Below are 18,767 nucleotides of genomic sequence, written 5' to 3' on the forward strand. Positions count from 1 at the left end.
GCAGCATTTGTGGCCATTGCCAACGGGGCCTTTGCAATATGTCCCCCGACTGATATGTTCCTTATTCGTTCCCCGCCATGCATCTCTCATTTCGTGCGCGGGGATGCCTCGGCATTGCCCGGAGCGCCGGGCTATTTGCGCCGGCGCTCGGCGCATGGGGTAGAATCGGCAGAGACTTACCGGGGACTTCGGCGTGGCGGCGGCCTATCTGGAAAAATTGAACGACCGACAGCGCGATGCCGTCGAATTTGGCGTGACTGCACCGGGTGAAACGATCGCCGGACCGCTGCTGATCATCGCAGGCGCCGGGTCGGGCAAGACCAATACGCTTGCCCATCGCGTGGCCCACCTCATCGTCAATGGCGCCGATCCGCGCCGCATCCTGCTGATGACGTTTTCGCGCCGCGCCGCAACCGAAATGGCCCGACGGGTCGAACGCATCTGCGCCCAGGTGCTTGGGGCCAATGCCTCTGTTGCCACAGACGCGCTCACCTGGGCCGGAACATTCCACGGCATCGGCGCGCGACTGCTGCGCATTTACGCAGAGCAGATCGGGCTCAATGCCGATTTCACCATCCACGACCGTGAAGACAGCGCCGACCTGATGAACCTCGTCCGGCATGAGTTGGGCTTCTCCAAGACCGAGACACGCTTTCCGACCAAGGGCACCTGTCTGTCGATCTACTCGCGGGCGGTCAATTCGGAGACGCCGCTCGGTGAAGTCTTGCGCGCGCACTACCCCTGGGTCTCTGGCTGGGAAGAACAGCTGAAGGAGCTGTTTTCCTGCTATGTCGGGGCAAAGCAAGCGCAGAACGTGCTCGATTACGACGACCTGCTGCTCTATTGGGCGCAAACCGTCAGCGTGCCTGAACTCGCCGAAGACATCGGCGGCCGCTTCGACCATGTGCTGGTCGACGAGTATCAGGATACCAACCGCCTGCAATCTTCCGTGCTGATGGCGTTGAAGCCGGGCGGTCGGGGCCTGACAGTTGTCGGCGACGATGCCCAGTCTATCTATTCGTTCCGGGCGGCGACCGTGCGCAACATCCTGGATTTCCCGGGAACGTTCACCCCGCCGGCCGACGTCATCACGCTTGATCGAAACTATCGCTCTACCCAGACGATCCTCGCCGCCGCAAATGGTGTCATCGATCTCGCCCGCGAGCGCTTCACCAAGAACCTCTGGACCGAGCGCCAGTCACCAGAACGACCGAAACTGCTGGCGGTCGCCGACGAGGCCGACCAGGCGCGCTATATCGTCGAGAAGGTTCTGGAAAACCGCGAGATCGGCATGACGCTGAAACAGCAGGCAGTGCTGTTTCGCACATCGAGCCACAGCGGGCCGCTGGAGGTCGAACTGACCCGACGCAACATTCCCTTCGTGAAGTTCGGCGGACTGAAATTCCTCGACAGCGCCCATGTCAAGGACATGCTGGCCGTGCTGAGGTTCGCCCAGAACCCGCGAGACCGGGTCGCCGGCTTTCGTCTGCTGCACATGATCCCGGGTGTCGGCCCTCAGACGGCCGGCAAGATCCTTGACGCGATCGCCACCGATCCGGAACCGCTGACGGCTCTTGCGGAAATCCCCGCGCCGCCGCGCTCCGGTGACAACTGGCGGGATTTCGTCACCCTGATCGAAGGACTGCGCAAACAGGCCGGCGGTTGGCCGGGCGAAATAGCCCAGGCGCGTGAATGGTACGAGCCGCATCTTGACCGCATCCATGAGGATGCGGACACAAGAAAAGCCGACCTCCTGCAACTGGAGCAGATCGCCGGCGGCTATCCGAGCCGCGAACGGTTCCTCACCGAACTGACGCTCGATCCGCCGGATGCGACCAGCGACCAGGCTGGCGTGCCGCTGCTCGACGAGGACTACCTGATCCTGTCGACGATCCATTCGGCCAAGGGGCAGGAATGGCGCTCCGTCTTTATGCTCAATGTCGTCGACGGCTGCATCCCCTCCGATCTTAGCGTCGGCACGACGAATGAGCTCGAGGAGGAACGCCGGCTGCTTTATGTCGGCATGACGCGGGCGAAGGACAGCCTGACACTGATCACGCCGCAGCGGTTCTTCACGAGCGGCCAGCACGCGCAAGGCGATCGTCACGTCTACGCCGCGCGCACGCGCTTCATTCCGGCAACCCTCCTGCAGTTCTTCGAGACGGCTTCCTGGCCACTGGTCAGCGCCTCCGCGTCCGAGCGCAGCGCCCGTCAGATCCGCATCGATGTCGGCGCGCGCATGCGGACCATGTGGAAGTAAGGAGCGGCACGTGGCCGAGCCTATCGAAAGCATGAACGAAAGGCAGCCGGCGGCGAATGCGTCAGTAGCCGAGCGGCAGCGCAAGATCATCCACATCGACATGGATGCCTTCTATGCATCGGTCGAGCAGCGCGACAATCCGGAATTGCGGGGCAAGCCGGTCGCCGTCGGCGGCGCCGCAGCGCGTGGCGTCGTTGCCGCTGCCAGTTACGAAGCGCGCAAGTTTGGCGTTCATTCCGCCATGCCGTCTGTCACGGCGAAACGAAAATGTCCCGACCTCATCTTCGTCAAGCCACGCTTCGATGTCTATCGCGGCGTCTCTCAACAGATCCGAGAGATTTTCGCCGAATATACGCCTGTCATTGAGCCGCTGTCGCTCGACGAAGCCTATCTCGACGTCACCGACAATCTGAAAGGCATGGAGATCGCCACGGAAATCGCCGAGGAGATCCGGGCAAAGATCAAGGCTGCGACCAGCCTGACGGCCTCAGCCGGCATCAGTTACAACAAGTTCCTCGCCAAGATGGCAAGCGACCAGCGAAAGCCTGATGGACTGTTCGTGATCACGCCGAAGAACGGGCCGGCATTCGTCGAGGCGCTTGCGGTGAAGAAGTTTCATGGCGTCGGGCCGGCAACGGCCGAGCGGATGAAGCGGTTGGGAATCGAGACCGGCCTTGATTTGCGTCAGCAGTCGCTCGCGTTCCTGCAGGAGCATTTCGGCAAATCCGGCCCGTATTTCTATGGTATCGCCCGTGGCATCGACGAACGGCGCGTCCAGCCCGACCGGGTGCGAAAATCGGTGGGCGCGGAGGACACCTTCGTCGAGGATATTTTCGAGTTCGAACCGGCATGCGCCGAATTGCTGCCCTTGGCCGACAAGGTCTGGCGCTACTGCGAGGCGCACGGAATGAGCGGCAAGACGGTGACCGTCAAGGTGAAGTATTCGGACTTTACCCAGGCGACGCGAAGCAGGACGCTCGGCACACCGATCGGCGGAGCGGCTGAGATGCTGGAAGTTGCAGTCGCGCTGCTCGCATCCGTCCATCCGTTCAAGCGCGGCGTACGGCTGCTTGGCGTCACCCTGTCAACGCTCGCCGGCAATGATGAGACTGCACGCCCGCAGCTCGAGCTTTCATTCTGAACGGTCTCGCCCGAAACGAAAAAGCCTGCCGCGGGAGGAGGTGCGGCAGGCTCTTAAAGGGATTGAATGGCAACTGGGAGGAGGAGTGTTGCCATTCCGGCAGGCGCTCGTTGGGAGGAGGAGAAAGCGCCCGCTTTCATCGAAGCTCTGCGGGAGGAGGTGCATCACTTCGATGAGTGCAATATACAGGAAGCCGGCCGTTTTCGTAGATCCGACTTCGCAGGGCAGCCATGCGCTGAGCGCCGGTCGGGCGGTTCAACGCGCCTTGAAGCGGTCGAATGCCGTCAGCCGCACCATGGGCGGATCGGCCTCGCTCCAGCGATAGACCTCGGTTCTAAGATAGCGAAGCTCCTCGTCCAGTGCCTCTTCGCCGATCTCGATCCACCAGGATTTCGGGCGGCCATCGCTGCCATCGGACCAGCGGTAGCCGCGGCCCTTCAGGTGATCCTTCATCTCGAAGGGGCTGTTTTCCGCGTAAAGGCGGATGCGCGAGCGCTGGCTTGCTGCATAGAGTTCGGCAAAGGGTGTCTGCTGCGATTGATCTTCGGGCCCGGCGATCACTTCGAGCAGGGCAAAGCAGTCGTCGACGGCACGATGGCCGTCGTGAAAATATCCCGCCTGGCCGATGAGGTAACCGAGCTTCGTGCCTTCGAAACCGCGGTCACTCCAGCCGATCTCGGAAACCGAGCACGCCCATGCCTTTTTCTCGAAGATCGGCGAAAAGGCCTCGCAAAACGGCCGGTCGAACCCGGCATTGTGGGCGATGATCAGGTCGGCGCGCTCGATGATCGCCAGAACCCGTGTCATATCGATCGCCTCCCCGGCGACCATCTCGTCGGTGATGCCGGTGATGCGCGTGATCTCGGCCGGAATGGGCGCGCTCGGCTGCCGCAGACCGCCATAAACGTCGATGACGTCGCCGATCGCCCCATGGGCGTCGAAGGTAAACGCGATCACCCCGATCTCGATGATCTCGTCCTTGCGATGGTTGAGACCCGTCGTTTCGGTGTCGAGAATGACGCCGACGAGCGGAAACTCCGCCCGCGGCTCCGCCACGACAGGACGCGCCTCGAGCTTCTGCAGCACGCGGTAGCGACCCGTGGCTTCGAGATGATCGACCATCGCCCCGGCACTCATGCCGGCAGCCGCGCGAGAAGACGCGCGCTTGGAGCGGGCTCCCTTTTCGTCCGGATCGGACGAAACAAACATGTCGTATTGCAATGCCATCAGCCTTTCTCCCGGAACTTTTGGTGAAAGGGAAGACCGAGTGGCCATCGCGCCATCACTTTCCCGCTCTGTCAACAGGCCTATGTCGAGAGAGCCGGATTTAAGGCGGGAAAACCTGTATTGGGCCGGTAAGCTGCGGGCCGGATGACCGCAGCTTGCCGTCACGAGAAGAGACATCCGGCGCTTCATCGGGTTTGGAGAGATGGCAGCCGCCATGGGGAGGGATGGTGTCACGCGGCATGCCGCAGGCGGCGCTTCAGATAATCACCGAGACTGTCTAGCATCGCCGCCCAGCCGTCTTCGTGACCGAGCGCGCTGTCGCTGCCGTCGAGATAGACGCCATTCTCCGTCATGACGATACGTGTCGCGTCGCCGACGGCCGAGAACTCCACGGTGACAACACCGGCAAAGATAAGGTCGCCAAGATAGGAAATCGTGCTTGCATAGACGATGCGCTGGTTCGGCTTGATCTCTTCATAGCGCGTGGTGTTGATATAGGGCTCGGCATCGATCGCGCCGAACGTGCAGATATCCGTGTGCCCGACGGTGAAATCGAAGGCGCGCCAGGCCAGCTCCCAACCATCGCCGGGCGCACTCCAGGTGGCGAGCGCATCGCGGTCCGACCAGGCGGCAAAGACGAGCTGCGGCGGGCTTGCGTAAATGCGTTCGACGACGACGGTGGCGTGTTCGGCTTTCGACCTGTTCATAGCTTGCTCCTCGATATGCCGGTCGGGATTGACCGTGTGCAGGAAATCTAAGCCGCGGACCGGTCACCTGTTAGAGCCGATATGGACAGGAACGGGGCATTCATGCCAATCATGCGTGATGTTCCCGAAAAACACCGATGGCGCCGATCTCACCGTCAGCATTCTGGTCCTGCCTGAAACAGGCCCCATGGCGGTTTACGGCCTTTACGAAGTCATGAGCCATGTCGGCAGGTTTGATGCCGGCACAAGGCGGCCTTCAGTTCGCCGGCTGCGCCCTCGCATCGTGGCGCGGCAGATGCAACCGTTTCCTTCCGCCATCGGCGTGCCGATCGCGCCGCAGGAGACGATCGACACGCAAGTCGCTGCAGACTTGATCATCATTTGCGATCTGGAACTGGGGTCGACGGAGGCTCCCAGCGGACGCTGGACGCAAGAAATCGCCTGGGTACGGGAACAGTTGCAGCGCGGCGCGACGGTCTGCTCCACCTGCAGCGGCTCGCTGCTGCTGGCCGAAGCCGGCCTGCTCGACGGCAAGGACGCCGCCTCGCACTGGACTGCTGCCGGGCTTTTCCGCGACCTCTATCCCGCTGTGCGTTTCCGGCCAGAGCGCATCTTGTGTGAAAGCGGCTACGATGGGCGACTGATGACCAGCGGCGGCGCCTCGGCCTGGCAGGAACTCGTGCTTTACCTGATCGGCCGCTTCTGCGGCCCGACGGAGGCCGCACGGATCGCCAAGCTGTTTCTGATCGGCGATCGTCGGGACGGGCAACTGCCCTTTGCGGCGATGGCACAGCCAAGGCGGCATGAGGATGCCATCATCGCCGGCAGCCAGATATGGATCGCCGACCACTATGCGGTGAGCAATCCCGTAACCCGGATGGTCGAGCAATCCGGGCTGCCCGAGCGCACGTTCAAACGTCGCTTCAAGCAGGCCACCGGCTACGCCCCTGTCGACTACGTGCAGGCCATCCGCATCGAGGAGGCCAAGCAGATCCTGGAAACCAGCGACGGCAGCATCGACGACGTCGCGGCGGACGTTGGATATGAGGACCCGACCTTCTTCCGCCGGCTGTTCAAGCGCATGGCGGGCATCAGCCCGGCGCAATACCGTCAGCGTTTTCGTACACGCTAGCCGCGCACACGCCATCCGGGAGAGGGCATTTCCCACTGCTTGCGCCGAAGGGAATCGTGGGCACGATGCACCTCCCGCCATCCAGGCTTTGGACGGGCGCCCTCGGCGACGCCCATCCCTGTTCCGGTCAACCGAGCGCCGCAACGGCCTCGATCTCAAACAGCATTCCGTCGAGCGCCAGTCGCGGGACCGGAATGAGTGTGCATGTGGGCTTGGTATCTTGGCCGAGCGCCGCTTCCATTTCGGCGCCGAAGATATGCAGCCGTTTTTCGGAGTGATCGACGATCAGCACCGTCAGCTTGACGATGTCACTTGGACCAGCGCCTGCGGCGGCAAGCGCGGTGCGCAGATTGGCAAGCGCCTGGCGAACCTGCAGCCGGAAATCCGGATCTAGCGTCCCGTGCTCATCCTCCCCTCCCTGGCCAGCGATAAAGACCAGCCGCACGCCGGATGGAACCAGACCGACATGGGAATAACCATTGACCGATGCATCATAGAGCCCGACCGGATTAAGGAGACGGACAGGCGATTTCGAAAGTGTCGATGCCATTGCTTTGCTTTCCGTTTGTTGCACGAAGAAGCCGTGGAAAGCGCCACCTGCACGATCGTCGATACGATGTGTCGTTCGTGCGGCGCGTTCCGGCTCCATATCGCTTTGACGAACCGGAAACGCCCGTTGTGACGCGGTCGAGTGACGATTTTTCGCATGCGCGGCTCCGAACACTGATCGGCACTCTTGCCGGAACCTTCGCAGCGAAACGTGCAAGATCCGACGGCGACGCCCCCCGCGACACCATGGTCGAAATGATTCCACCCTGGCAAAGTCGGATAGCCTTCCGGCTACGCTAAGGCGGCCTTGATTGCCCCAGCGGCAATGGCGTAGCTAGAGGCAGTCGGTGCGATCCAACCGACATGGCAAAAGGTGTTCCATGAACGAAGAACCGAAAATCGTCCTGTCCCCGCTCTCGCAGGAATTCTCGCGCGACGGGATCACCGTCACAGTCGAAATCTCCCGGGCCGAGGACGGCAACGAATGGGCGCTCGAAGTCATCGATAGCCAGGGCATGTCGACGCGCTGGGAAGATCTGTTTGCGACCGATGCCGCCGCGCTCGCCGAATTTCTAAGCGCCGTCGAAGAGGACGGCATGTCCGTGTTCGTGATGCCCTCTGCACTACACTGACAGGCGCCAGCCCAGATAGATCGTCACGAGATGCCACAGGAGGTGCCAGGGTGGCCCTCTACGCCTCGCTATTGCACTCCCTCCGTGGCCAGAAGCAGACGACCTGGTTCCTCGGTAGATAGGCAGCGACAAGACCAGCCAGCCGATCATTGCACCGATCCGGTTGGTCTCTCACGCGAGCCGCTCGCTTAAGGCAGATGTGCGAAGGCGGGTCTCGTTGAGCAATCCCGCCGCCTGGATGAGCGGATAGGCCGCCGCGGCTATGTGCGAATTGATCCGGTGCAGGTCGCCGACGAGATCGATGAACAGAGCGTTGCTGCTCAAACTGACGCCCTTTTCCATGCCTTCCCGGCCGAGATGCCCGTTGATTGCGCGCTCCTCAAGCGCGCGGAAGCGATCCTTCTGCGAAGCCAGACGCGCGGCCGCACCGACGTCACGTGACGAAAGGGCAGCGGGCACCAGGCGCAGCGAGGAGGCCACCTCTTCGCAAAGCCTGTCTATGGCTTCGCGCTGGCTCGGCGCGAGCTGGATGTCCTGCCTGATCTTTGCTCGAATGCGGTCAGCCAGGTTGAGCTTGATGACATCGCCGGCATGCTCGAGGTTGCTGGCAAAGAGCATGATCTCGAAGGCACGACGGGTGTCGACCGCCGAAAGCTCGCCCTGGGCAAGGCGGCCGAGATAGGCATGCACCGACCCCATGTAGGTACCGAGCTTGAGATCGATGGCGTTGACCTCCTTCAAGGCCTCCAACCGACTGGAGGAAAGCGCGGTCAGCGACGTCAGGAACATTCGCTCCAGCAACTCGCTCATTCGGATCGTCTCCATCGTCGCATTGGAAAGCGCGATGGCCGGGGTCGCCAACGAGACGCTGTCGAGATAGCGCGGCGTTGCCAGGGGATCGTCGGCGGCCGCAGCATTCGGGATCAACCTGTCGACAACACGCACGACGAGCGGGGCGATCGGCAGGAACACGGCTGCCACCAGAAGATTGAACGCGGCGTGGAGCCCGACCGCGACATGCAAGGGGTCGATCGGCAGATGGCCCGCAAGATCGACGATCTGCCATGACAACGGCAACAGCGCGACCGCCAGAAGGCCGCGACAGAGCAGATTGGCGACTGGAAGCTTGCGGGCGACCGACGGCTGGTCGAGGGTCGCGCTGACGGCAGGCAGGCCGCCGCCAAAATTGACGCCGAGGATCAAAGGCACGGCCCCGGCCACCTCCAGGCTGCCGTTGGTCATCAGTGATGCGATCAACAGAATGACCGCGAGCGTCGAATGGCAGAACCAGGCTAGGATCGCACCGACGAGGAAGCCGAGGACCGGCTCGTTGGCAATCGCCGCCAGAACGTCGTGAAACAGCGTGGCCTCCCGCAAGGGAGCGGTCGCCGAAACAATGACCTTCAGTGCCAGCAGCATGAGGCCAAGCCCCATCATGATGCGGCCGGCGTTTCGCGGGCGAAACTCGCTCGACGCGCCGAAGGTGAGATAGCCCGCAAACAGAAAGATCGGCGCCATCGTCGTCGCCAGCGACGAGCCGGACGCGAACAGGCCGGAAACGAGTGCCGAGCCGACATCGGCCCCCAGGAGCACCGCAAGGCCCGTCGCCGCCCCGATGGCCCCAGCACCAGCCAAGCCGGCGATGATCAGCGCCATCGCCGTAGCGCTGCCGAGTACCGCGGTGGCGGCGATGCCGCCACCGAACGCGGTCAGCCGGTTGGAGAGCCGCTGCTCGACGAAGCGCTGCAGCCGGTCGCCCCAACCGCGCATGACACCCGTCCGCACCATCCGCACGCCCCAGAGCAGCAGCGCGACGCCGCCGAGCAGTTCCACAATGACAAACGTTCCGGAATTCATGTTTGCGAGGCCCTTGCGCTTAAAGGCGATCAATCGGCGACGGAGATGTCGGGCGCGACAGATCCGATGTTGTAGCCTTCGAGCTGCGCTGCAGACCGGTCCGCCACGGGGAAGTTCAGGATGGTGGCCGTTCCCGGCGTGACCGGAACGACCCGCGAGGGCGGCAGGTCCAGAAACTCGTGGCAGGCGGCGCGGATGACGCCGCCATGGGCGACCACCAAAAGGTCGCCGTCCGTGCGCGACATCCAGTCGCGAACCCCGTCGGCAACGCGCTTGCGAAAGGCCATCCACGTTTCGGCATTGGCGGGCGTGAATGTACCGGCGCGCCAGGCGGTGTAGTCCTCCGGGCGCTCGGCGATCAGCTCCGGCTTGCGCCGCCCCGTCCACTCGCCCATGTCGAGCTCGCGAAACCGCTCATCGGAGGGCGCATCCGGATGCCCGATGAGGGCGACGGTCTGCCGCGTCCGGCCGAGATCAGACGCTATGATGCGGGCAGGCTTTAGCGCCTTGGCATAGGGACGGAACCGCCGGACCTGGGCGACGCCGCGCTCGGACAGAAGCGAGTTGTCCTGGCCCTGCAATCGTTGTTCGGCGTTCCACTCGGTTTCGCCATGGCGCATGAGGATCAGCCTCATTGAGTTATCCTTTCTCCGCTGACGGCAAAGACTGCGTCAGGGGTCCGTATGAATGACAGTGTGACGGGGTCGCCAGGCATGGCGCTGAAATAACCTTCCGCCATGCCGGTGATCCTGAGTTCGCCGAGCATGGCCGTGACCATTGTGCGTCCCGCAATCGGGGCGGCTTCGGCAAACCGCGCGACGACCGAAGGCTTGTCAGGCACCGCGCCGACGGAAACGTCCTCGGCCCGATAGAGAAGCTGCACCGCGTCATGGCCGGGTGCGATTGAGCCGGTGGTCAGCGGCGTCTCGTTGAAGACGAACATGTCTCCGACCCGGCGTGCCGGCAAAAGATTGGCCGGCGGTGTTCCGAGAAAAGTGGCGACGAAGGTCGTTGCCGGATTGCGCAATAGCTCGATCGGCTTGCCGAACTGTTCGACGCGACCATTGTTGAGCACGGCGACATGCGTCGCCATGGTCATCGCCTCCACCTGGTCATGGGTGACGTAGACGGACGTGGCGCCGGTTGCCCTGTGGATGCGCATCAATTCGCTGCGCATCTCGATGCGCAGTTTGGCGTCGAGGTTCGACAGCGGCTCGTCGAACAGCAGAATGCTCGGCTCCGGCGCGATGGTGCGGGCGATGGCGACGCGCTGCTGCTGGCCGCCGGAGATTTCCGCGGGATAACGCTCGGCAAGGGTGCCGATGCCGAGCAAGGCGAGCACCTCCTTGACGCGGCGATCGCGTTTCTCGCGCGGCCAGCGCGCAACCTTCAAAGGCCAGGCGATGTTGCCGGCGACCGTCATATGCGGCCACAGGGCGTAGCTCTGGAAAACGAGGCCGGCGTTACGGCGGCCTGCATCGGCGATCACGCCGCCCGCACCGCTCGACACGGTCTGGCCGACAAAGGCGATCTCGCCTTCACTCGGGCCTTCCAGGCCTGCCAACATGCGCAGCAAGGTCGACTTGCCGCAGCCGGACGGGCCGACGAGCACCAGGAATGAGCCGGCTGGCACCGAAATGTTGACATCCTTGACCGCGGTGAAGGCGCCAAATCGCTTGACGAGGTTGCGGATCTCGATGGCGTCCGCGGCGCCGGTTGCAAGTGCGTTCATGACTCTTTCCATTTCTGGACGCGGTTCTGGAGGCCGTGGGCCAGAAACGAGGCCGCAAGGCAGACGATAAGGATGACGAGGGTGATGGCGTTGGCAAACTGCATGAAACCCTCGGCGGCATAGCGATAGGCGACCATGCTGAGAACCGGCGACGTCGCCGTGAACAGGAGCACGACCAGCGAGAGATCACGCACCATCTTGACGAAGACGAGGATCGCGCCGGCAAACAGGCCGCGGATCGCGAGCGGAAAGATGATCGCAAACAGGCGGCGCAACAGACTCGCCCCGGTCAACCGCGCACTTTCCTCGATATCGGCGGAGATCTGGCCGAGAACCGAGCGGCCGGACTGCACGGCGAAGGGCAGATTGTGCGCGGAGGCCGCAATCACCAGCAGTGCGAAGGTGCCGTAAAGCGAAGGCAGCGGACCGATCGGCGCACCGAAGAGCGCGATATAGGCCGCCGCAAAGGCGATGCTCGGCACCAGAAGCGGGACGAAGGCGAGCTGGGAAAGGATAGTGGCAAGCAGGCTGCCGCGACGCTGGACGATGGTGTAGGCGAGCGCGAGGCCAAGCAGCATCGTGGTCAGGGCGACGACGAGGCCGAGACGGATGGTGTTCCAGAGGGCGTCGATCAGCACGGGATTGCGGAAGATGCCCGCCTGCCCCTGCGCGATTTCTCCACCACCCTCGCCGATCCAGAAATGCAGCGTCCAGTTCGAAAACAGCGCGCCGCTTTGTGGGGCAAGGCTGGAGGCCGCAAGCACCAGAACCGGCACCACAGTGGTCAAAAGACCGATGACCACGGCGACGGCAAAGAGCGGCCAGCGCCAGGCGCCAAGTGGAAACCGCTTGGTGCGACCGCCCTTGCCGGTGACGGTGATGAAGGCCTTGCGGCCGGAGACGATACGGTCCGACATCCAAAGAAACAGCGCCGAGACCGTGATCAGAAGCAAAGCGAGCACGAAGCCGCGCTCGTTCTGACCGGTCTCGATCATGCCGAAGAGGCGGGTCGACAGCGTCTGCATGCGCACCGGCAGGCCGAGAAGCGCAGGCGCTGCAAAATTGGCGACGGCACCGGCAAACGTCAGCGAGGCAGCGGCGATCAGCGCCGGCGTGACGACGGGCAGGATGATGCCGAAGAAGATGCGCGGCCGTTTGGCGCCTGCCATCTGGCCCGCTTCGACCAGATCGGCACCGACCGAGCTCAGGGCAGCGGCGATGATGGTATAGGCGAGCGAATAGTAGTGGGCGATCAGCACGATCGCGGTCGGCACCAGACCCCAGGCGAGCCAGTCGGGAATAGCAAGGCCATTGGTCTCGAAGAACCCTGCCGAGCCGCCGAGGCGGGAATTGCGAAACAGCGTTCCCCAGGCAAGCGCCGCGGCAAAGCTTGGGATCATATAGGGCAATGTCCCCATCAGCCCGAGCAGGCGACGTCCCGGCACATCGGTGAGCACCACCAGCCAGGCCAGAAACCCGCCGAGGACGAGGCAGCCGCTGGCAACGCCGAAACCGAGAACCATGGTGTTGAACAGGGGTCGCCACCAAAGATTGAAGGACAACGGACTGACCAGCACCGCCTGCCAGGCCGCGATGCCTTCAGGAGTGAGCGTCGACAGAAGGATGCGGACAAGTGGCGCCACCACCAGGATGGCGACGATAACAACGAGGATGGCCGGCATGACGAAGCCTGATCGGAGCAGCCGGCGACCGCCCGATGGCGCGAAGGTCGATATGAATGTCATTTGCGAACCTCGGCGTCTTCCGGCGCAGCAACCACTGCGCCGGAAGACAACCCGTTATTGAAGCGTGATGATGAGATCGGAGACGCGACCGCGGGCAGCGGCGGTCTTGGCCGGGTCGATAGTCCAGGCTTTGAGCTCAGCAAGTTTGACCGAGTCCGGATGATGGCCGATGGTCGTGCGCGTGGCATAATCGCCGGGGACGTTGAACGGTTCGAAGCCGGCACCTCCGGTCGGCGTGTCGTCGCCGAACATGAAGTCGATCAGCAGCCGCGCTGCGGCCGGATGCGGCGCCTTGTCGGCGATCGTCAGAACCGCGGGAAACAGAATTCCGTTGGCGGGCTCGACATTGTTGGCGACCTGCAGCGCCCAGCCTTCCTTCTCGTTGTCGCGGCGGTCCGAATAGGTGCCGAAGCCGACTGGCGGGTTCTTGGCATTGACGTCGCCGACCGACTTGTTGAGCACATCGCTGTTCGGCACGAGGATCAGGTCGTTGGCAAAGAGATCCTTGATGAACTGCTCGCCGGCGCCCTGAAGATCGGCATCGACGACAATATCCTTGCCGAACTGTGCCTTGTAGGCCGCCGCCATCTCGTCCGGATGGAGCGCGATCTCGGTCAGGAGGTCGAGCAGTTCGCCGCGCTGGCTCGGATCGACCATCAGCACCTTGCCCTGCCACTCCGGCTGGGTCAGCTGCCACAGATTGGTGACGGGCGAACCATCGGGAAACGCCTTCTCGTTGTACATCAACACCTTGGTCGACAAGCGCTGGGTCAGCAGCGGCCCCTTGTAACGATCATCGATCTGGCCTGCCACGCGCGGCGGCACGTAGTTGACGATGCGCTTGGCTTCGAGAAGCTTGCTGAATACCACCGGCGTGTCGGCGATGTAGAGCACGTCGACGGCATGCACACCCGCCTGCTGCTCGGCTTCCAGGCGCGCGATCTGCTTCGTCGAACTCATGTCGAGACCGATCAGATCGATGCCCGGATAGGTCTCCTCGAAGGCTTTCTCGATCTTGGCGATCCGGCTCGACAGCGAAAAGACGGTGACGCTGCCTTCCTTCTGCGCGAGCGGCAGCAGCTGCTCGGGTGTCATGCTATCCAAATCTGCCGCCATCACTGCCGTCGGCAGCACGACGCAGGCCGCAAGGGCGGACTTCATAAGTCGCTTCAACATGGTTTCCTCCTCCATTTTTCCCCAGTCAATCGAAGTCGTTGAACAGCTCCGACAGTTTCTCCAGCCTGCCGATCACCTCGCGCTCGTGCCTGCCGGCGATCGTCAGGACGATGCCGTTGACGATCGCAAACGGGATGGTCGGCGTCTGAAACTCGCTTCCCGAACGCCCGCGGGGTGCTGCGAGCATCAAGTCCGCAACCGGCTCCATCAGCGGGCCGGCAAGGTCCGAAATCAAAATCGTGCGTGCGCCGACGCGCCGGGCATGCTGCACCAGCGGTGCATAGCTTTGCGGTTGCTTGCGAAAGGCGAGCGCGACGACGATGTCGCTCTTGTCCATGCTGACCATGCGCTCTGCAATATCGCGGCCGCGGCCGGTCAGCGCGATCGTCGTCATGCCGAATCGGTCGAGCCGACGCTGCAGGAAGCCGGCGACGGACTGCGCGTGCCCCTGACCGAACACGAACACCCGGCGCCCCTCGAAGATCATGTCGGCGGCCTGATCCACATCAGCTTGCGGCACCGAGCGCGCGAGCGTCTCCAGCGCCGAAATCTCCGCTGCGATCAGATCTGTCAGATAGTCGCCATGCTCAACCTTGGCGACCGAGCGGCGCATGCGGGTCGCGGCATCCTGATCATCGAGAACTTCGCGCTGCAGCTGCGCCCGCAGGTCGGGAAAGCCGCGGTATCCGAGCTTCTGCGCCAAACGGGTCACCGTCGCCTCATGAACGCTGGCGCGCTGCGACAGCTGCGGCCCGGACAGAAAGGCTGCCTCCGCCCGGTTCTCAAGCATCGCCGCGATCAGCTTCTGATCCGCCTCGGTCAGCCTTTTCGATTGTGCCTTTATGCGATCGATGAGTGTCATGGCGCTCTACAAGTTTCTTTGCATGGCACATCGTTTAAGCAAATGACATTGCAGTCAAGGCAATGCCCGCAAGAATCCTTGCAAGCCCCTGCAAGGCTTGACCCAGCAATCGAAAGTCAGTCGAAATTTTGGGGTTTTCCGCGATTTTCGGACGAAATCGACGACAATGACGGCAGAAAACTGGCGCTTGTGACAGTGCAGAATGGTGCCGACAAAAATCTTTGCAAAGACCCGCAAGGGAATGGACGCCGTGCTGCCGCTTGCCAGGGGACGCGGTCAAAGGCGCGGGCGGCTGCAACGGCTGCCGGCACATGAACATCGACCTGGGCAGCATGACATTCACGCCGCCTCGACGGTCAACGACGGCCAATGGGGAAGCCTTCCGGGGAGAGAGGCAACAGATTTGCGCACCGACGAAGAAAGGCAGCCGAGCGAAGCGCCCTTCGCTAGGCTCAGGCCTCGAAGTCGCCGAACACGTCCTGGAGCCGCGTCAGCATGCCGACCCGTTCGCTGACCTCGTCGCCGAGGACAACGATGATATTGCTCAGCATCAGGTCCATGACGGCGATCGTTGTCGCCGCGCCGTCCCACAAAGGGCCATGAGAGCCGGGGACGACGAGGCAGATATCCGCCACTTCCGCTGCCCAGGGGCAATATTCGTCAGTATAGAGGATCACCTTGACGCCGGCGCGGCGGGCTTCCATCGCAAGCGGCTTCGCCTTGGCTGCAAAGCGCCTGACGTCATGCAGGAAGAGCACGCGCCCCTCGACCGACCCGTCGAGCAGCTCCGAATAGGTGCCGTTCAGGCCGTCGACAAACTGCACCCGCGACCGGGTATAGGAGAGCTGGCTGGCAAAATACTGGGCGATGCCGCGCACGTTCTGATAGGCGGCGACATAGACCTCGCTGGCGCCGATCAGCGCGTCGATCGCCTGCTGCCACTCCGGCGAGGTCGTCAGTTCGTAGACCATGCCGAGATTGTTGATCTGTTCCTGGATCAGGCCCGCGAGCAGCTTGCCCTCGCGAATGTCTTCGCGCAGCCTGTCGACCGGCCCTTTCACCTGCCAGGCCGGGTTGGAACTGCCGCGCCGCAACTCGTGCTTCAGCTGCTCGAGCCCATCGAAGCCCATGCGCCGGAGATACCGCCCGACAGTCATCGGCGAAAGCTCGAGACGACTTGCGATCGACTTTGCCGTTTCAAACGGGATCTCCGCCAGATTGCGCTCGATGTAGTGGGCAATCAGTTTGTCGGATTTCGACCGCCTGAGTTCCTCGCTCTGCACGAGCTTCAGGATTCGTTGTGCCACGTCCCCTCCCCGGAGGTAGTCCCGCCCGCTTGCAGCGCCCCGCGTCAGATATCAGACGCAAATCACGCTGTGAGCGGGCGGATTTGCCGATCTCTGCCGCCGTTACTGCGCCGTCTTCACCTTGGTCCAGACACGATCGAGCTGGCGCACGCCGGAGCCCAGGTCCTCGAAGATCTGGAGCCGTTGCATCGTTTCGGGCGTCGGATTGATCTCCTTGCTATTCTTGATCTGGTCGGGGGTCAATTGCCGCGCCGGCACGTTGGCGGTGCCGTTTGTCTGCTGGGAAACGTTGAGGGCCGCGATATCAGGACGGGTGTAGAACTGCATGAACTTCATGGCGTTGTCCTTGTTGGGCGCGGTCTTCAGGACGCACATATCCTCCTGATACATGGTCGCCCCTTCCTCCGGGATCACGTAGCCAAGGTCCTTCTGGTTGGCGAAGACGTCGACCATGGCGCCGACGAAGAAGTGCCCTGCGGCGACATCGCCGGACTGCACCATCGGCCGTGTATCATAGGTGAAAGCGGCAACGTCGGGCTTCATTGCGATGATCGTATCGGCGGCCTGCTGCAACTCGGCCGGATCGGTCGAGTTGACCTTGTGGCCGTTGAGGATCAGGCCGACGGCCAGAACCTCGCGCATGTCGTCGAGCAGGGTGAACTTCAGGCCCTTTTCCTTGACGGTGGCAATCAGGTCCTTCCAGCCGACGACGTCCTTGCCGAGCACCTTGCGATTGTAGACAATGCCGACGGTTCCGAAGGCGTAGGGCAGGCAATACTCGCCCTTGGGATCGCTCTTTGCCCTCAGGAACGCCGGGTCGATGTTCTTGAAACCTTCATAGGCATTGATGTCGGTCTTCTCCAGCAGGTCGAGCTTGGACATGATGTCGTGCATGTGCACCGACGGGAAGACGACATCGTAGCCGGTGGCGCCGCCCTGGATCTTCGCCAGCATCTCCTCGTTGGAGGAATAGGTGGAAAGATTGACCTTGATCTCGGTCTCTTCCTCGAATTTCTTCAGCACCGCCGGATTGATGTATTCGCCCCAGTTGTAGATGTTGAGTTCGGCCGCCTGGCCGAGGGCCGTGGTGGCGATCAGTGCGGACAACGTAAATGCGGCGGCCCGCGCGGAGCCCAAGAGTTTGGCCCTGGTCGCCCGGACGACGCGGCTTGCTTTCGTCATAGATAGTCTCCTCTGATGGTTCATGGGGCTTGGCGCCCCAAGGTCGGACCGTTCCCTGGTCCTTGCCGGCTCCGGCTTCTGCGGCCGTTGACACCGATGAACAAATGGTATCCATATATCCAAAACGCACAAGCGTTATTTAAATAACATTTTGGGGAATGACAGATGCAGGATTCCATTGTCCGGCTGGAGGGGGCGAGCAAAGCCTTCGCCACCCCGGAAGGCGGGAGCGTGACCGCGCTCGACGCCATCGATCTTCAGGTGCGGCGCAACGAGTTCCTGACGCTTCTCGGGCCCTCCGGCTGCGGCAAGACCACGCTGTTGCAGGCGATCAGCGGCTTCGTCGAACTCGACGGCGGGCGTATCCTGATCGACGGGGAGGACATGACCGACAGGCCGCCTTACCGCCGGCCAGTCAACACCGTGTTCCAGAACTACGCGCTGTTTCCCCACATGACCGTCGGCGAAAACACCGCCTACGCGCTTGAGGTCGCCGGCGTCGCCAAGGCCAAGCGGCGCGAGCAGGTGGCAGCCGCCCTGAAAATGGTCGGCCTTGCGGGCATGGAAGGCCGACGCCCGCGCCAGCTCTCCGGCGGCCAGCAGCAACGCGTCGCCCTTGCCCGCGCCATCATCGCGCGTCCAAAACTGCTTTTGCTCGACGAGCCACTTTCGGCGCTGGACAAGAACCTGCGCCAGGCCATGCAGATCGAGTTGAAGACGCTGCAGCACGAGCTCGGGATCTCCTTCATTTTCGTCACGCACGACCAGCAGGAAGCGCTGACCATGTCGGACCGCGTCGCCGTTCTTTCCGGCGGACGCATCCAGCAGCTCGACACGCCACGGGCAATATACGACCACCCGGTCAACAGCTTCGTGGCCACCTTCATCGGTGCGAGCAATCTCTTCGACGGCCGGATCGATGGTGACAGGCTGATGACCGGCGACGGCACCGAAATCCGCCATCGGCGAGCCCCGTCGACGGCATCGGGCGCGGCGACGGCTCTGATACGGCCCGAGCAGTTCTTTCTCGCTGGCGAAGGCGAGCCGTTCCCGACCCTTGATGTCGACCTCGAGGCGATCGTGTTCGTTGGTTCGACGTTCGAACTGTTCGGCCGCACCTCAGCTGGCAAGAAGGTCATCGCCGAAATTCCGGCCGGCCGGCGCAGCCTGATCGGCGACATCGAGCGAACGCGCCGCGCCAGGCTTGCCTATGATCCGGCGGCCGTTCACCTCATTCACGCTTGCGCGGAGGCGTGAC

Annotated in this window: 16 protein-coding genes; 5 read left to right on the forward strand and 11 right to left on the reverse strand. The window is 62.8% G+C overall.

The window, feature by feature from the left end:
- Window positions 1-193 precede the first annotated feature (193 nt).
- On the forward strand, window positions 194-2,260 hold the full coding sequence (locus HT585_RS15475) for a UvrD-helicase domain-containing protein (RefSeq protein WP_176353767.1): 2,067 nt from the start codon (window positions 194-196) through the stop codon (window positions 2,258-2,260).
- Between the two features lie 31 nt (window positions 2,261-2,291).
- On the forward strand, window positions 2,292-3,401 hold the full coding sequence (gene dinB / locus HT585_RS15480) for a DNA polymerase IV (RefSeq protein ID WP_176354196.1): 1,110 nt from the start codon (window positions 2,292-2,294) through the stop codon (window positions 3,399-3,401).
- Window positions 3,402-3,656: 255 nt separating this feature from the next.
- Here the strand turns inward: dinB and HT585_RS15485 are convergent, their stop codons facing one another.
- A complete protein-coding gene (locus HT585_RS15485; protein ID WP_176353768.1) occupies window positions 3,657-4,628 on the reverse strand; it encodes a 3'-5' exonuclease in 972 nt (323 codons plus the stop codon).
- Between the two features lie 230 nt (window positions 4,629-4,858).
- Window positions 4,859-5,335: an SRPBCC domain-containing protein gene (locus tag HT585_RS15490; protein ID WP_176353769.1), complete on the reverse strand. Its 477-nt coding sequence runs from the start codon at window positions 5,333-5,335 to the stop codon at window positions 4,859-4,861.
- A gap of 118 nt (window positions 5,336-5,453) precedes the next feature.
- Here HT585_RS15490 and HT585_RS15495 point away from each other — a divergent pair, with 118 nt between their 5' ends.
- A complete protein-coding gene (locus HT585_RS15495; RefSeq protein WP_246707694.1) occupies window positions 5,454-6,467 on the forward strand; it encodes a GlxA family transcriptional regulator in 1,014 nt (337 codons plus the stop codon).
- Between the two features lie 127 nt (window positions 6,468-6,594).
- On the opposite strand, the gene HT585_RS15500 is transcribed toward HT585_RS15495, so the two are convergent.
- A complete protein-coding gene (locus HT585_RS15500) occupies window positions 6,595-7,017 on the reverse strand; it encodes a RidA family protein (RefSeq protein WP_176353770.1) in 423 nt (140 codons plus the stop codon).
- Between the two features lie 379 nt (window positions 7,018-7,396).
- Between HT585_RS15500 and HT585_RS15505 the strand changes: the two genes are divergently transcribed.
- A complete protein-coding gene (locus tag HT585_RS15505) occupies window positions 7,397-7,648 on the forward strand; it encodes a hypothetical protein (RefSeq protein ID WP_176353771.1) in 252 nt (83 codons plus the stop codon).
- Window positions 7,649-7,819: 171 nt separating this feature from the next.
- Here HT585_RS15505 and HT585_RS15510 read toward each other — a convergent pair whose 3' ends face one another.
- From HT585_RS15510 to HT585_RS15545, 8 genes are all read right to left on the reverse strand, one after another.
- A complete protein-coding gene (locus tag HT585_RS15510) occupies window positions 7,820-9,505 on the reverse strand; it encodes a Na/Pi cotransporter family protein (RefSeq protein ID WP_176353772.1) in 1,686 nt (561 codons plus the stop codon).
- A gap of 29 nt (window positions 9,506-9,534) precedes the next feature.
- Window positions 9,535-10,140: a histidine phosphatase family protein gene (locus HT585_RS15515; RefSeq protein WP_176353773.1), complete on the reverse strand. Its 606-nt coding sequence runs from the start codon at window positions 10,138-10,140 to the stop codon at window positions 9,535-9,537.
- Window positions 10,137-11,237 carry an ABC transporter ATP-binding protein gene (locus HT585_RS15520; RefSeq protein WP_176353774.1) on the reverse strand — a complete coding sequence of 367 codons (1,101 nt, stop codon included), beginning with the start codon at window positions 11,235-11,237 and terminating at the stop codon, window positions 10,137-10,139. Before HT585_RS15520 ends, HT585_RS15515 begins: the two co-directional genes overlap by 4 nt.
- Complete coding sequence (locus HT585_RS15525; protein WP_246707695.1) at window positions 11,234-12,982, reverse strand: ABC transporter permease; 1,749 nt, start codon at window positions 12,980-12,982, stop codon at window positions 11,234-11,236. Before HT585_RS15525 ends, HT585_RS15520 begins: the two co-directional genes overlap by 4 nt.
- A 54-nt stretch (window positions 12,983-13,036) precedes the next feature.
- Complete coding sequence (locus HT585_RS15530; protein ID WP_425513761.1) at window positions 13,037-14,155, reverse strand: ABC transporter substrate-binding protein; 1,119 nt, start codon at window positions 14,153-14,155, stop codon at window positions 13,037-13,039.
- Window positions 14,156-14,183: 28 nt separating this feature from the next.
- The gene (locus tag HT585_RS15535; RefSeq protein WP_176353776.1) at window positions 14,184-15,020 is read right to left on the reverse strand and encodes a MurR/RpiR family transcriptional regulator; all 837 of its coding nucleotides are present in this window, start codon (window positions 15,018-15,020) and stop codon (window positions 14,184-14,186) included.
- Window positions 15,021-15,472: 452 nt separating this feature from the next.
- Entirely contained in the window at window positions 15,473-16,327 is an 855-nt protein-coding gene (locus HT585_RS15540) for a MurR/RpiR family transcriptional regulator (protein ID WP_176353777.1), read from the reverse strand.
- Window positions 16,328-16,429: 102 nt separating this feature from the next.
- Window positions 16,430-17,509 (reverse strand): polyamine ABC transporter substrate-binding protein, encoded by a 1,080-nt coding sequence (locus HT585_RS15545; RefSeq protein ID WP_176353778.1) that lies wholly within the window; start codon window positions 17,507-17,509, stop codon window positions 16,430-16,432.
- A 165-nt stretch (window positions 17,510-17,674) separates the two neighbouring features.
- Between HT585_RS15545 and HT585_RS15550 the strand changes: the two genes are divergently transcribed.
- Complete coding sequence (locus HT585_RS15550) at window positions 17,675-18,766, forward strand: ABC transporter ATP-binding protein (protein WP_176353779.1); 1,092 nt, start codon at window positions 17,675-17,677, stop codon at window positions 18,764-18,766.
- Window position 18,767 lies beyond the last annotated feature (1 nt).

Origin of the sequence: Ensifer oleiphilus, from assembly GCF_013371465.1 — a bacterium.
Taxonomy (GTDB): domain Bacteria; phylum Pseudomonadota; class Alphaproteobacteria; order Rhizobiales; family Rhizobiaceae; genus Ensifer; species Ensifer oleiphilus.

Coding starts and splice junctions, on each gene's coding strand:
- HT585_RS15515 (WP_176353773.1), bottom strand. CDS start 10,140: ATGAGGCTGATCCTCATGCGCCATGGCGAAACCGAGTGGAACGCCGAA.
- HT585_RS15550 (WP_176353779.1), top strand. CDS start 17,675: ATGCAGGATTCCATTGTCCGGCTGGAGGGGGCGAGCAAAGCCTTCGCC.
- HT585_RS15495 (WP_246707694.1), top strand. CDS start 5,454: ATGTTCCCGAAAAACACCGATGGCGCCGATCTCACCGTCAGCATTCTG.
- HT585_RS15525 (WP_246707695.1), bottom strand. CDS start 12,982: ATGACATTCATATCGACCTTCGCGCCATCGGGCGGTCGCCGGCTGCTC.
- HT585_RS15520 (WP_176353774.1), bottom strand. CDS start 11,237: ATGAACGCACTTGCAACCGGCGCCGCGGACGCCATCGAGATCCGCAAC.
- HT585_RS15535 (WP_176353776.1), bottom strand. CDS start 15,020: ATGACACTCATCGATCGCATAAAGGCACAATCGAAAAGGCTGACCGAG.
- HT585_RS15485 (WP_176353768.1), bottom strand. CDS start 4,628: ATGGCATTGCAATACGACATGTTTGTTTCGTCCGATCCGGACGAAAAG.
- dinB (WP_176354196.1), top strand. CDS start 2,292: ATGAACGAAAGGCAGCCGGCGGCGAATGCGTCAGTAGCCGAGCGGCAG.
- HT585_RS15510 (WP_176353772.1), bottom strand. CDS start 9,505: ATGAATTCCGGAACGTTTGTCATTGTGGAACTGCTCGGCGGCGTCGCG.
- HT585_RS15500 (WP_176353770.1), bottom strand. CDS start 7,017: ATGGCATCGACACTTTCGAAATCGCCTGTCCGTCTCCTTAATCCGGTC.
- HT585_RS15490 (WP_176353769.1), bottom strand. CDS start 5,335: ATGAACAGGTCGAAAGCCGAACACGCCACCGTCGTCGTCGAACGCATT.
- HT585_RS15545 (WP_176353778.1), bottom strand. CDS start 17,509: ATGACGAAAGCAAGCCGCGTCGTCCGGGCGACCAGGGCCAAACTCTTG.
- HT585_RS15505 (WP_176353771.1), top strand. CDS start 7,397: ATGAACGAAGAACCGAAAATCGTCCTGTCCCCGCTCTCGCAGGAATTC.